The sequence below is a fragment of the Paractinoplanes abujensis genome (assembly GCF_014204895.1).
GTDB classification, from domain to species: domain Bacteria; phylum Actinomycetota; class Actinomycetes; order Mycobacteriales; family Micromonosporaceae; genus Actinoplanes; species Actinoplanes abujensis.
In genome coordinates this window covers 4,560,101-4,572,992 of sequence record NZ_JACHMF010000001.1, presented here as the reverse complement: position 1 = coordinate 4,572,992, position 12,892 = coordinate 4,560,101, and the positions used below count along the sequence as shown (strand labels likewise).

The following is a 12,892-nucleotide window of genomic DNA, read 5'->3' as shown; positions in this document are numbered from 1 at the left end:
TTCAATGCGGCAAGTATGGATCTGAGGGGAGCCGACCTGACCAATGCTGACTTCACTGAAGCATGGATGTCCAACGCGGTGCTGACCTCTGTCGTACTCCGTGAAGCCGAATTGCATCGGGCGCATCTGGAGTCCGCTGAGATGACGGATGCCGACCTTACCGGGGCGAACCTGACTAAGGCATCGTTGGACCGGGCGACTTTGCATCGCGCTAAGTTCGACGATGCCGACCTGACAAGTGCCTCGCTGATCGCTGTGGATGCCAGATCCGCCAGCTTCCGGCGGGCGCAACTTCTGGGCGGATCAGTGTCGGACGCCGATTTCCGCGGCGCGGATCTTTCCGATGCAGTCTTCAGTGGGACCTTCTTCGTGGCTCGCGTAGACGAATCCTCTGTGGTGCGAGGCCTGACCGGCTCGCTCTACGGTCCGGTCACGGTTGTAGAAGATGACGGGGAACGAGAGCTTGTCGGACCGGCACTAGCGGATTGGTTCGCCGCGCGTGGAGCACACGTCGAGGTGCTGATACCGGGCTCCCAGCCGTAGCTTCTTGACCCGAGCCGGCATACGGTCGCGAGATATCAATTACTCCATTGAGGGAAATGCCGTTGAGCACCAGGATTTGGGCCCCGTCATGAGTGAGTTGGAGCCGGTTCATCGGCGGGGGCGGTGGCTGGGGGCGCGGCCCGCGGTGACTGAATTCGACGTGCCGGCGGTGCCGACTGTGGAGAAGCCTCAGCCGCCGCAGGCGGCTATGGTTTTTCTGCCGGTGCTGACTACCGGCACGATTTTGATTTTCGGGATCACGTCGGGGTCCGTTCAGATGATCGTGCTGGGGGGACTGGTCACGTTTGCGGCCATGGCTACCCCTCTGATCATGTATCGGGGTAATCGGAAGGCCGCCGACAAACGGAACATCAAACGGGCCGAGCGTTACACCGTCATGGTCGACGCGGTCGAGACGGGTGTGACCGCAGCGAAGAAGCAGATCCGGGCGGCGCTCGAGCTCAGCCACCCGGCGCCCACTCAGCTCTCCGATTGGATTGCCGGTGGGCGGCTGTGGGAGCGACGGCTGACCGACGAGGACTTCCTCGATGTAGCTGTCGGGGTGGCCGATGTGCCGTCGGGACTCACGGTCGAGATCGGCAAGACGGCCGCGCTCGAAGCCGATCCGATGATCGACCTGCAGGACCGCGCCGAGGCGGTCAAAGCGGCGGCGGCGACCGTACGGGATGCACCTTTCACCGTTTCTCTCCAGGAGCACGCGGTCATCGGTGTCGAAGGGCCGCGCGCGGCCGCCGCCGGACTCGCCCGGTCGATGCTGCTTGAGGCCGTGGTCTGTTGCGGTCCGGACGAACTCTCGCTGCTCGTCGCCGCCCCGCCCGATCTCGCTCATGAGTGGGCGTGGGCCACCGGCATCCCGCACATGGCGCGCGGGGCTGAGGCTGCACCGGCCATAGCCACCGACGCCAAGGCTCTGGCGACCGCCCTCGCGAGGGTGGTCGAGCCGCGGGCGCAACTGCTCGACGAGACCGACTGGTCGACCGCGAAGGCCGGCCTGGCCCATCTGATCATTGTGCTCGACGCGTATCACCCGCTGTCCGAGCTGCAGGAAATTCCACTTCTGCAGGACGCGCTGGCCCGGGCCCGGCAGCTCGGTATCACCGTCCTCACCGTCTCGGAGACCCCGCGGGACAGCCCGGCCGAGGCGTCCACCGTGCTTGTGGTCGACGGCCGCGGTCACGGTGTTTTGCAGCCCGTACGTAGTTCCGACCTTCCGGTGCGGTTCGCCGCGATCGGGTCCGCGGTGGCCGAGGCGCAACGGGTGGCTTCCGTGATCGGGCGGCGGCAGCTGGTCAGTGACCTGTCGTTCGTCGGTGACTCGTCGGGGGATCTGCTGCTCGACCTGCTGGATCAGCGACCGCTCCGGCCGCGCTGGGACCACCGTGATCCGTCCGGTTTCCTCACCGCCACGTTCGGGGTGCAGGCCGACGGGCGGCCGTTCACGCTCGACCTCAAGGAGGGCGCGGCCAACGGGCACGGGCCGCACGGCCTGCTCGTGGGTGCGACCGGCTCCGGCAAGAGCGAACTGCTGCGCTCGATGATCACGTCGCTGGCCCTGACGCACAGCCCGGACGAACTGCAGATGTCGTTCGTCGACTTCAAAGGCGGCGCCGCGTTCGAGCTGCTGGCCGAGTTGCCCCACTGCACCGGCCTGATCACCAATATCCTCGACGACCTCACGCTCATCGATCGGATGCGCAGCTCGCTCACCGGCGAGCTGCTCGCCCGGCAACGGCTGCTGGCCGGTGCCGGTCAGGACCTGCAGGGCATCCGCGACTACTGGGCGCTGCGCGAGCAGAATCCGGACCTGCCCCGCCTGCCCTACCTGCTGCTGGTCATCGACGAGTTCGCCGAGCTGCTCGAGGCGGAGCCGAAGTTCCTCGACCTGCTGCTCTCGATCGGACGTCAGGGCCGCAGCCTGGGCGTGCACCTGTTGCTGGCCAGCCAGCGACTCGAAGCGGGCCGGATCCGCGGCCTTGAAAGCTACCTGAGCTACCGGATCGCGCTGCGCACCTTCACCGCGGAGGAGAGCAGCGCGGCGATCGGATCCAAGGCCGCGGCGGAGTTGCCGCCACTGCCCGGGCATGGTTTCTTCCGGGCCGCGGCCACTCTCCAACGTTTCAAGGGCTCGCAGATCTCGGTCACCGCGGAGGGGCCACAGACCGACCTGGCCCTGGTGGTCGAGCGGCTCCGGACCGTGCCGCAGGCGCCCCCGCTGTGGCTGGCGCCGCTGCCGAACTCGGCGCGGATGGAGTTCCTTGCGCTCGAGGATCCACGTCTGGAGCCAGGAGCAGTTCCGGTGGAGGAGGGTTTGCCGTTTCCGGTCGGACTGCTCGACGACCCGTTGCGTCGCCGGCAGAACCCGGTGCTGGTGGACGTGGCCCGGCTCGGTGGTCACCTCGCGATCGTCGGGGCGCCCCAGTCGGGTAAGAGCTCGGCCATGGCCACCGAGTTGCTGCAGGCGGCTCGGCGCTATCCGGCGTACCTGCTGCGGTTCCACGTTCTCGACTTCGGCGGCGGGCTGCTGGCCGCGACGGCGAACCTGCCCAATGTCGGAAGCTATGCCACCCCGCAGGAGCCGCATCGAGTGGCCCGCATCCTGGCCGAGATGGTCACCCTGCTCGACGAGCGGGCCGTTCAGTTCCGCCGCGACCGGGTGAGCAGCATGACGGAGCAGCGGCGGCTGGCCGAGCGGGTCGGCGACGAGGAAACCCAGGCCCACACCGTCCTCGTGATCGACAACTACGCGGCGTTCAAGGAGAGGTATGCCGAGTTCGAGCCGGTCATCGAGCGGCTGTTGATCGAGGGCGCGAACTTCGGGCTCCACCTGCATCTGAGCACGGCCCGGTGGACCGACGTCAACGCCCGCAAGCTCGAGCAGATCGCTGCCCGGTTCGAGCTGCGTCTCAACGAGGCCAGTGACTCTCAGTTCGGCCGGGCCAAGGGGGGCCTGCTCAGCGGCGCAGGGCCTGGCCGGGCGCTCGGCCCCGGCGGCATGCAGATGCAGATCGCTGCGCCTTACGCCGGTTCGACTTCGTCGGTGCCGGGCGCGCTCGGCGACGTGGTGGCCGGTGTCGCCGCCGGCTCCGGTGCTCCCAAGGCGCGGCGTCTGCTGCTCCTCGACGACCTGTCGGCGGACGAGTTCCGGCAGGCCGAGCGGGCGGTGACCGGCGACGGCGACATCCTGCTCGGGCTCAACGAGTCCGGGTTCCGGCCGGTGCCGTTCGCGCCCGGCCGCGACGGCCACCTGATGATCTTCGGCGACGTCGAGTCGGGCCGGACGTCGACCCTGTCCCGGATGATCGCTGGTGCCGCCCGGACCGGCGTCGACACGTATGTCGTCGATTTCCGGGGCGGCCTGCTCAGGAACCTGGACGTCGAGGTCCGGGGGTCGGCGACCTCCCTGGGTGAGCTCGAGGCGATGGTCGGCGAGGTCAAAGAGCTTTTCGATGGACGGATGACCGCCGGACCGGCCGCCGGTGACCGGCCTGTGCTCGTGGTCGTGGACGACTTCGAGCTCGTGCAGGCCCTGAGCCCGATGGGCCGGCCCGGCACTTTGCTCGACCTCTCGGCGTACGCCTTGGTCTCGGAACGAGTGGCAGCGAGTTTCGTGCTCAACCAGATCGCCACCAATGCCGCCATTCGAGCCGGTGATCTGCTGGTCAAACGAACGCTCGAATCGGCCCCCTGGCGAATGCACTTCTCGATCGCCGCTCGCACCGAGATGTTGCCCGGCAACCTGCGCGGGCGGCCGTTGGCGCCCGGCGTGGCGCAGTTGATCCGGTCCGGTCGGCCGGAGGCCCTGATCCGGACCTTGAGCCCCGCCGCGCCGCGGCAACCGGAGTGATGATGTCGGACGACTCTCTACGCACGTGCGCGACCGGCTGGTCGGCCGCTCAGGCCCGCCTCGCCGGCGCTCAGGCCGCGGCGGCGCTGGCGGCGGCCCACGAGGCGGGCGTGACGCACCTCGCTCTGACTCCCGACACCATCGTGGTCGTTCGCGACAGCGACCCGCCGGTGGTGCGACTGACCGGCTTCGGGACGTCGGGTGAGGAGCGCACCGCCTATTCGGCACCCGAGGTCGGAGGCGAGACGCCGGCGACCTCGGCCGCCGATGTCTACAGCCTCGGCACCGTCCTTGCTGAGCTTTTTCCGCATCTCGAAACCGAGTTGTGGGACTGCTGGGCGGTGGACCCGGCCGCGCGCCCGACGGCCACGGAGATTGCGTCCCGGCTGAGCGTGCCGCCATGGGAGAAGGCAGCCGCGGGGCCGCCGCGGGAGAAGCCGGCCGTGGGGCTGCCGCGGGAGAAGCCGGCCGTGGGGCTGCCGCGGGAGAAGCCGATTGCGGAGCAGCCGCTGGTTGTCGAGCGGGCCGCCGTGCCCTCGACTGTTGAACGTGACGCGGAACTGAGCGCACCACCGCCTTCGGAGACGCGCCGTTCTGCTGTCGTGAAGCCGGTCATCGCGATGGCGATCCTGCTGAGCGTTCTGGTCGTCGGTGGGTTGACAGCAGCCCGCGGCAAGGACCGCAGCAGAGCCGAGGCCGGGTCCGGCGCTCAACGCGCGACGTCGCTGTCATCCGCTCCGGGCCCGAGCGTCATCCCCAGCCCGGGGCCCACCGCCACCACCGCGCGTGCTCTGCGAGCCACGATGGCCGCTCACCTTCCGGGCGGCGCCGGCACGCTCTACCTGGCGATGCGCGACGGCAAGGCGATGGCGTACTTCTGCGACGGCAAGAAGGTCGAAGCCTGGTACCACGGCACCGCATCGAACGGTCGCCTGAATCTTGCCGGGCGCAACGGCAACGTGATGACCGGTGATTTCAGCGCGACCTCGGCGACCGGCAAGGTTACTTTCAAGAGCCGGTCCACCAGCTTCAAGATCCCGGTGGTGCGGAAACCTTCGGGGCTCTTCCGCGCCTCCGGCCGGGTCCGTAACGCCAAGGTTGACGGCACGTGGATCGTGCTGCCGGACGGGACCCGAACCGGGGTGCTCGTCACCGGGGGAGTTCCCGGACCGGCTCCGGACCTGGACGTAGCCGCGGCTACGGCCATGATCGGCGGCAGCCCCACGTCCGCGGTCGAGGTTGATGTCGAGACCGGTGCCGGCATGGACTGAACCGGCATCCGGAAGCCGGCCCCGGCGGAGCCCTGACCCCAGGGGCATCGACGTAATACGATGCGTCGATGTCAGGGCTACGAAAGCGATGGCTGGCCACAGCCGTGGTCGCGGGGGTCGGGGCCGGCTTGGCCGTCGCCGCGATGCCGGCCGCGGCGAGCGGGACTCCAGCGCATGTCCGGGGCGGGGAGACTGTGCCCGTCTACTCCTACGAGGATGCTGTCCGGGAGAGTGTGTGGGTGCAGACCACTCTCGACAACGATCGGGACGGTGTGCCTGACAAGGTGGCCGTCGACATCACGCGGCCGCGGGCTGCGGTCAAGGTGCCGGTCATTCTGGAGGCCTCGCCGTACTACTCGTGTTGTGGGCGCGGCAACGAGAGTGAGCTCAAGCAGTACGACGCCAACGGCGTGATCACCAAGCAGCCGCTGTTCTACGACAACTTCTTCGTGCCGCGCGGGTACGCGTTCGTGGCGGCCGACATCGCCGGCACCAACCGGTCGACCGGGTGCATGGATGTGGGTGGCCGGGAGGAAGTGCTCAGCGCCAAAGCCGTGGTGGATTGGCTCAACGGCAGGGCCAAGGCCACGTACGCCGATGGCTCGCCGGCGGTGGCGACGCGGTGGACCAACGGCAGGACGGGCATGATCGGCAAGTCGTGGGACGGCTCGGTGGCCAACGGGGTGGCCGCGACGGGCGTCGAGGGGCTGGAGACGATCGTGCCGATCTCGGCCATCTCCAGCTGGTACGACTACCAGCGCTACAACGGTGTGCTGCGGGTGGAGGACTACCCGGAGTATCTGCACCGGGTGGTGAACGGGCGGCCCGCGGGGGTCTGCGACACCGTGGTCAAGGAGCTCGACGAGGGCAGCGACGACGCGACGGGCAACTACAACGCGTACTGGGCCGAGCGGGATTTCCGGCCCGACGCCCGCAGGGTGCACGCGAGCGTGCTCATCGCGCACGGCCTCAACGACACCAACGTGACCACCACCCAGTTCGCGCGGTGGTGGGAGCGGCTGAACGGGCCCAAGAAGATGTGGCTGGCCCAGCAGGGGCACGTCGACCCGTTCGACATCCGCCGCGCGGAATGGGTGGACACGTTGCACCGGTGGTTCGACCGCTGGTTGCAGGGGCTGCGCAACGGCATCGACCGCGAGCCGGCGGTGACGATCGAGACCGCGCCGGGCACCTGGGTGAACGAGCGGAGCTGGCCCGCCCCCGCCGCCAAGCCGGCGAAGGTGGCCCTGGGCAACGGCGACGGCGTCACCGGCACGCTCGGCGGCAAGGTCAACGGCGGTTCCCGTACGTGGACCGACAACCCGGAGCTGAGCGAGGCGGCCGCCGTGGCGAGCCCGAACGCCGCCGTGCCGGGCCGGGTGGCGTTCCTCTCGGCGCCGCTGACCCAGCCCGTACGGATCTCGGGCACGCCCACGGTGACCCTCAAGGTGCAGGTGGACAAGCCGACGACCGAGCTGACGGCCCGGCTCGTCGACTACGGCACCGCGACCCGGGTCAACTACGAGGGCCGCGGTGAGGGCATCACGACGCTGGCCACGGAGTCGTGCTGGGGTGCGTCGGCGCCCTTCGACGACGCCTGTTACCGCGACACCGCCGAGGACGTGGTGACCAGCGACCACGCCGTGATCACGCGGGGCTGGCAAGACGCCGCGCACCGCGTGTCGCTGCGGTTCGTGACGCCGTTGCAGCCCGGCCGCTGGTATTCCGTGACCGTGCCGTTGCAGCCGACCGATCAGCGGATCGCCGCCGGGCACGTGCTCGGCCTGATCCTGCAGGCCGGCGACAACGAGTATTCGACCCCGCAGTCGACGGGCGCGACCGTGCGCCTCGACCTGCGCGGCAGTTCGCTGTCGTTGCCGCTGGTGGGCAAGCTGCCCGTGCCGGGTGCGACGGCGCCGGCGGTGCCCGCGGGTGATGCGAGCCCGAAGCGGGTGGCGCCGCCGCGGTTCCAGCCGCTGCTGCCGGGCGAGGTCAGGCCTGCACCGACGGCCTGATCTGGAGGTTGTTGACGACGACGTGCGGCGGCCGGCTGACGATGTGCAGCACGGCCGCCGCCACGTCGGCGGGGTCGAGGTTGCGCTGGCCGGCCAGCACGCCCTCGATGCCGGCCTGCAGACCGGCGTCGCCGATGCTGCCGAACAGCTCGGTCTCGGTGTAGCCGGGCTCGACCACGCTGACCCGCACGCCGTCGCCGGTCAGTTCCTTGCGCAGCGATTCCGAGAAGCCGTACAGGCCGAATTTGCTCGCGTGGTAGGCGGCCGCGCCCGGGTAGGTCTCGCGGCCGCCGATCGACGAGACGGTGACGATGTCGGCCGCACCCGCCTCGACCAGGTGGGGGAGGGCGGCGTGGGTCACCAGCATCATCCCCAGCAGGTTGGTGTCGAGGCACTGCCGCCAGGTGGTGACGTCGGCGCCCAGCACCGGGCCCAGCGGCATGATGCCGGCCGCGTTGACGAGCAGGTCGAGCCGGCCGAACTCGGCGACGGCGGCGGCCACGGCGGCCCGGATCGAGGACTCGTCGGTGACGTCGAGCGTCAGATTCAGGTCGCCGCCGAGCCGGTCGGTGCGGCGGGCCCCGGCCGCGACCACGGCTCCCGCTTCGTGCAGGGCCAGCACGGTGGCGGCGCCGATTCCGGAGGAGGCGCCCGTGACCAGGGCGTGTCGGTTCTTCAGTTCCATGCCCTTCAGGCTGGGCCCGCCGGGCGCCTTTCCCCAGGCCCGGGCAATCCTGGGGGTCACCGGGCCAGTTTTTCGTACGGGTTCCGGCCTACGGTGGGGGGATGGCTGGTGACCTGGGGGAGTTCCTGCGGGCGCGGCGGGCGCTGATCGGCCCGGCCGCGGCCGGGCTGGTGGCGGGCGGCCGGCGGCACGTGCGCGGGCTGCGGCGGGAGGAGCTGGCCCTGCTCGCGGGCATCAGCGTCGACTACTACGTGCGCCTCGAGCAGGGCCGCGACCGCAACCCGTCACCCGAGGTGGTGGCCGCGCTGGCGCGGGCGCTGCAGCTGGACGGTGACGCCACCGCGCATCTGCAGCGGCTGGCCGCCGTGGCCGTCCCGGCCGCCACGGGAGTGCCCGAGATCCGGCCCTCGGTGGCGCGGCTGGTCGACCGGTCGCCGTGGCCGGTCGTGCTGCTCGACCGCACGCTGACCGTGCTGCGCGCCAACGAGCTCGCGGTGCTGCTCGACCCGGATCTGCGGGCGGGGCGCAACCTCGTCCGTGACGTCTTCCGCAAACCGGCCCCGGCCGCGGTGCGGGCCGAGAGCGTCGCCGCCTTGCGCTCGGCGGCCGGGGTCTATCCCGACGACGCCGAGCTGCAACAACTGGTGGGCGAGCTGTCCGTGCACAGTCAGGAGTTCCGTGAGCTCTGGGCCCGGGCCGAGGTGTCCTACTGCCGTACGGGGAGCAAGGTCCTGCACCACCCGGACGTGGGCCGGCTGACGCTCGACTACGAGGTGCTCGAGGTGGGCGACGCGAGCGGGCAGCGGCTGCTGATCCACTCGGCCGAACCGGGCACCCCCGACGGTGACAAGCTGGCCCTGATCAGGCCAGACCTCCCATCGCCGGGTCGCTGATGCTTTCCTGGCCGTTCTCCAGGTGCCCCGCGTAGCGGCGCTCGAGGCCCGTGCAGCTGACGGTCAGGTCGTACCAGCCGTGCACCGTCGGGGTCCGGTGCTGGTGGGTCGCGCCCGGTCGCACCGACACGGTCGTCTCCTTACGCGTGTAACGGTTGGTCACCTTGACCAGCGCCCGCGCCCCGCCGTGGTTGACGATGTCGAGGCCGGTGCCCGCGCCACGCACCTCCACCGAGGGCCGCCCGGCCTTGCCCGCGAAGTGGCGGTAGAAGCCGTTGGGGCCGCGCACCTCCAGGTCGTACGAGGCCGTGGTGGGCCACATGCCGGTGAGATGCTTGCCCGGTTCGACCGTGTACGTGCGGGGTTCGTGCGCCGCGTCCGCCGAGTGCACCTGGAAGACCGCGGCGGCGCGCCCGGTGTTGCGGAAGTCGACGGTGAACCCGGTGGCTGACGCCTTGCCGTCGGCGTGCAGGTCGTACGGGAGGGCCCGGGCCGGCCGTACGCCCCGTTCCTGTTCCGGCAGCGCCGGGCCGGCCGGGGGCACCGGCACCTCGTCGGGCTGCCGGGTCAGCGCAGCCGGTTTGAAGGCGGCGGTAGTGGGCAGTCCGACGCGGCGCCGGTTCGGCGTCCTGAAATCGAACGCGCTGGTCAGGTCGCCTGCGACGGCCCGGCGCCACGGCGTGATGTTCGTTTCTTCAGGACCGAACCGGCGTTCCAGGAAGCGGATCAGTGACGTGTGGTCGAACAGTTGCGAGTTGACCCAGCCGCCCCGCGTCCACGGCGACACCACGATCATCGGCACGCGCACCCCGAAGCCGTACGGGCCGCTGGGGTGGTTGCTGCTGCCGGGGAAGATCTCGTTGGTGGTCGGCACCGTCGAACGGGCCGGGTCGGGGGTGGGCGGCACGAGGTGGTCGAAGAAGCCGCCCTCCTCGTCGTACGTGAGGAACAGCGCCATCTTGCCCCACACCCGCGGGTTGCCGGCCAGGATGTCGATGACGCGCGAGACGTACCACTCGCCGTAGTGCGGGCCCCAGTTCGGGTGCTCGGTGTAGGCCTCGGGTGCCACGATCCAGCTGACCGCGGGCAGCCGGTCGTTCTCGACGTCGGCCCGGAAGTCGGTGAGCAGCTGCTCCGGGTCGCGGCCGAGCTTGTTGATCTCGGTGCCGGTCTTGGCCCTGTCCGCGAGCGGGGTCCCGGGCTGCGCATTTTGGTACTGGTGGAAGTAGAGCAGCGAGTTGTCGCCGTAGTTGCCGATGAACGGGTCGTTGGTCCAGCCCCACGACCCGGCCGCGGTCAGCCCCACACCGATGTCCTGGTAGATGCGCCACGAGACGCCGGCCTGCTCGAGCTTCTCGGGGTAGGTCGACCAGTCGTAGCCGGCCTCGGCGTTGTCGACCACCGGGCCGCCGCCCCGGCCGTCGTTGCCGGCCCAGCCCGTCCACATGTGGTAGCGGTTGGGGTCGGTCGAGCCGAGCAGTGAGCAGAAGTAGTTGTCGCAGATCGTGAACGCGTCGGCCAGGGCGTACGCGTACGGCAGGTCGGCCCGGACGTGGTGGGTCATGGTCTGCACGCCCTTGTTGGGCACCCACCGGTCGTAACGGCCACCGTTGAAGGCGTCGTGCGTGTCGTTCCAGCCGTGCGGCGGGTCGGGCAGGAACATGTCGCCGACGTCCGGCACCTCTGGGCGGAACGGCAGCAGTTCCCCTGTGCCGTGCGGCTGGTGCCAGACGCTGCGCCCGGACGGGAGCCGTACGGGATGGGGGTCGGCGAAGCCACGGACACCCCGCAGGGCGCCGAAGTAGTGGTCGAACGAACGGTTCTCCTGCATCAGGATGATCACGTGTTCGACGTCCTCGATGCTCCCGGTGCGGTGGGCCGCCGGGATGGCGAGGGCCTTGTCGAGGCTCGCGGGCGTCGCCGAGGCGACCGCCGGGACACCGAGCATCTGCAGGAACGTGCGGCGATCGAACTCAGCCATGGGGCCCGAAGGTAGCCCCGCCGGGTGGCCGTGTCATTAACGTGGATCGATCTTTTCCTTTCCGCTCGCGAATAAAAAGATTTGAATGTATTGACTAAAGTGACGGTTCTTCGAGGATGGAGGGATGCGTTCCCTCGTACGCGGTCTGCTCGCGCTCGGTGTCCTGCTGGCTCTCGTGTTCGGGCTTCCCGCGGCGCCCGCCTCGGCCCACGGCACGCTGGCGATGTCCAACCCGGTGAACGGGGCGACGGTCACCGCGCCGCTGGGCAGCGTCGAGCTCTACTTCACCGAGAAGGTGCGCGATGATGCGTCCTTCGCCGTCACCGCGCCCGATGGCGGCCGGGTCGACGACGGGTGGGAGCACGCCTCGCCACGGCCGCTGGACAAGCCGGTGACCGAGTACTTCATGGAGAACGGTCAGTTCGAGCCGCGCGAGTACAAGACCGGCTTCCCGGCCCGGGTGCGCATCTCGCACTTGCCGGCCACGGGGGAGTACAAGGTGGACTACCGGTCCACGGCGTCGGACGGCGACCTCGTGCACGGGACGGTCACGTTCAAGTACACCGGACCGACGACATCCGCGCCGCCCGGCAGCGCGGCCGCACCGGTGCCGGGCGGCGACGGCGACGGCGGTGTCAACTGGTTCGCGTGGCTGGGCGGGGCGGCCGGGCTGGCCCTCGTCGCGGGCGCAGTGATCGTGTGGCGCCGGCGCGGATCGCCGCTGCCCCGCCTGACCCGCGTTCCCGTCGCGCCGCTGGCCGTGGGTGGCGTGGTCGTCGCGCTGATCGGGGGTTACGCGCTCGGCCGGACGTCCTCGTCGTCCGAGCCGGCCGCCGCCCCCGCGCCCGTGGCCATGACCGGCTCCGGGCACCAGCACGACGGCAGCGCGGCCAGCGTGGCGGCGCTGGGCACCGCGGTCAGCGACCAGGGTTACACGATCCAGCCCGTACGGCGGTCGCAGGTCAAGGGCAGCACGGTGGACTACGCCTTCCGGATCGTCGGCGCCGACCAGCAGCCGGCCACCCGCTACGCGGTCGTGCACGACAAGCCGCTGCACCTGGTCGTCGTGGGCCGCGGCCTACGGGACTTCCAGCACCTGCACCCCACGATGGCGCCCGACGGCCTGTGGTCGGTGCCGCTGACCCTGCCCGAGGCGGGCGCCTACCGCATCTTCGCCGACTTCACGGTGGCCACCACGGGCGGCGCGACCGTGCCCGTCGTACTCGGCGTCGACCACCATGTGCCCGGCGAGACCCGCGCGGTCGAGCTGCCCGAGCCGCAGACGATCGTCGAGGCCAAGCCGTTCCTGGTGTCGATGGAGGGCACGGCCAAGCCGGGCGCCACGACCCCGGTCCTGTTCCGGGTCGCGCGCTCGTCCCCCGGCCCGGTCACGCTGGAGCGCTACCTCGGGTCGTACGGGCACCTGGTCGTCCTGCGCGAGGGCGACCTGGGCTACGTCCACGTCCACCCCGACCCCGAACTGACCGGCGGCGCGATCCGTTTCAACGTCTCCCTGCCCGGCCCCGGCCGCTACCGCGCGTTCCTCGAGTTCCAGGTCGACGGCACGGTGCACCGGGCCGAGTTCACCCTCGACCCGAGCTGAGCCCGTCGGCGCAGGTAGCCCACCAGCCGCCGCGCG

At 70.3% G+C, this 12,892-nt stretch carries 8 protein-coding genes; 6 read left to right on the top strand and 2 right to left on the bottom strand.

From position 1 onward, the window contains the following. Positions 1-15: 15 nt before the first annotated feature. From BKA14_RS20560 to BKA14_RS20545, 4 genes are all read left to right on the top strand, one after another. Positions 16-543 (top strand): pentapeptide repeat-containing protein, encoded by a 528-nt coding sequence (locus BKA14_RS20560; protein ID WP_184952540.1) that lies wholly within the window; start codon positions 16-18, stop codon positions 541-543. 88 nt (positions 544-631) lie between these two features. Beyond that, on the top strand, positions 632-4,408 hold the full coding sequence (gene eccCa / locus BKA14_RS20555) for a type VII secretion protein EccCa (RefSeq protein WP_260416556.1): 3,777 nt from the start codon (positions 632-634) through the stop codon (positions 4,406-4,408). A gap of 2 nt (positions 4,409-4,410) precedes the next feature. Continuing rightward, positions 4,411-5,679 (top strand): hypothetical protein, encoded by a 1,269-nt coding sequence (locus BKA14_RS20550; RefSeq protein WP_184952538.1) that lies wholly within the window; start codon positions 4,411-4,413, stop codon positions 5,677-5,679. Positions 5,680-5,747: 68 nt separating this feature from the next. Beyond that, positions 5,748-7,694, top strand: coding sequence for a Xaa-Pro dipeptidyl-peptidase (locus BKA14_RS20545; RefSeq protein WP_184952537.1), 1,947 nt, complete (start codon positions 5,748-5,750; stop codon positions 7,692-7,694). Here the strand turns inward: BKA14_RS20545 and BKA14_RS20540 are convergent. Beyond that, the gene (locus BKA14_RS20540) at positions 7,672-8,379 is read right to left on the bottom strand and encodes an SDR family oxidoreductase (protein WP_184952536.1); all 708 of its coding nucleotides are present in this window, start codon (positions 8,377-8,379) and stop codon (positions 7,672-7,674) included. The genes BKA14_RS20545 and BKA14_RS20540 overlap by 23 nt on opposite strands. Before the next feature lie 101 nt (positions 8,380-8,480). Here BKA14_RS20540 and BKA14_RS20535 point away from each other — a divergent pair, with 101 nt between their 5' ends. Then, the gene (locus BKA14_RS20535) at positions 8,481-9,272 is read left to right on the top strand and encodes a helix-turn-helix domain-containing protein (RefSeq protein WP_184952535.1); all 792 of its coding nucleotides are present in this window, start codon (positions 8,481-8,483) and stop codon (positions 9,270-9,272) included. On the opposite strand, the gene BKA14_RS20530 is transcribed toward BKA14_RS20535, so the two are convergent. After that, entirely contained in the window at positions 9,241-11,253 is a 2,013-nt protein-coding gene (locus BKA14_RS20530; protein WP_184952534.1) for a phosphocholine-specific phospholipase C, read from the bottom strand. The genes BKA14_RS20535 and BKA14_RS20530 overlap by 32 nt on opposite strands. A 124-nt stretch (positions 11,254-11,377) precedes the next feature. On the opposite strand from BKA14_RS20530, the gene BKA14_RS20525 reads away from it, so the two are divergent. Continuing rightward, positions 11,378-12,856: a copper resistance CopC family protein gene (locus BKA14_RS20525; protein ID WP_184952533.1), complete on the top strand. Its 1,479-nt coding sequence runs from the start codon at positions 11,378-11,380 to the stop codon at positions 12,854-12,856. Positions 12,857-12,892 lie beyond the last annotated feature (36 nt).

Bases quoted from the DNA above. Each gene is read 5' to 3' on its own strand.
- BKA14_RS20560 (WP_184952540.1), top strand. From the start codon at position 16: ATGGATCTGAGGGGAGCCGACCTGACCAATGCTGACTTCACTGAAGCA.
- eccCa (WP_260416556.1), top strand. From the start codon at position 632: ATGAGTGAGTTGGAGCCGGTTCATCGGCGGGGGCGGTGGCTGGGGGCG.
- BKA14_RS20550 (WP_184952538.1), top strand. From the start codon at position 4,411: ATGTCGGACGACTCTCTACGCACGTGCGCGACCGGCTGGTCGGCCGCT.
- BKA14_RS20545 (WP_184952537.1), top strand. From the start codon at position 5,748: ATGTCAGGGCTACGAAAGCGATGGCTGGCCACAGCCGTGGTCGCGGGG.
- BKA14_RS20540 (WP_184952536.1), bottom strand. From the start codon at position 8,379: ATGGAACTGAAGAACCGACACGCCCTGGTCACGGGCGCCTCCTCCGGA.
- BKA14_RS20535 (WP_184952535.1), top strand. From the start codon at position 8,481: ATGGCTGGTGACCTGGGGGAGTTCCTGCGGGCGCGGCGGGCGCTGATC.
- BKA14_RS20530 (WP_184952534.1), bottom strand. From the start codon at position 11,253: ATGGCTGAGTTCGATCGCCGCACGTTCCTGCAGATGCTCGGTGTCCCG.
- BKA14_RS20525 (WP_184952533.1), top strand. From the start codon at position 11,378: ATGCGTTCCCTCGTACGCGGTCTGCTCGCGCTCGGTGTCCTGCTGGCT.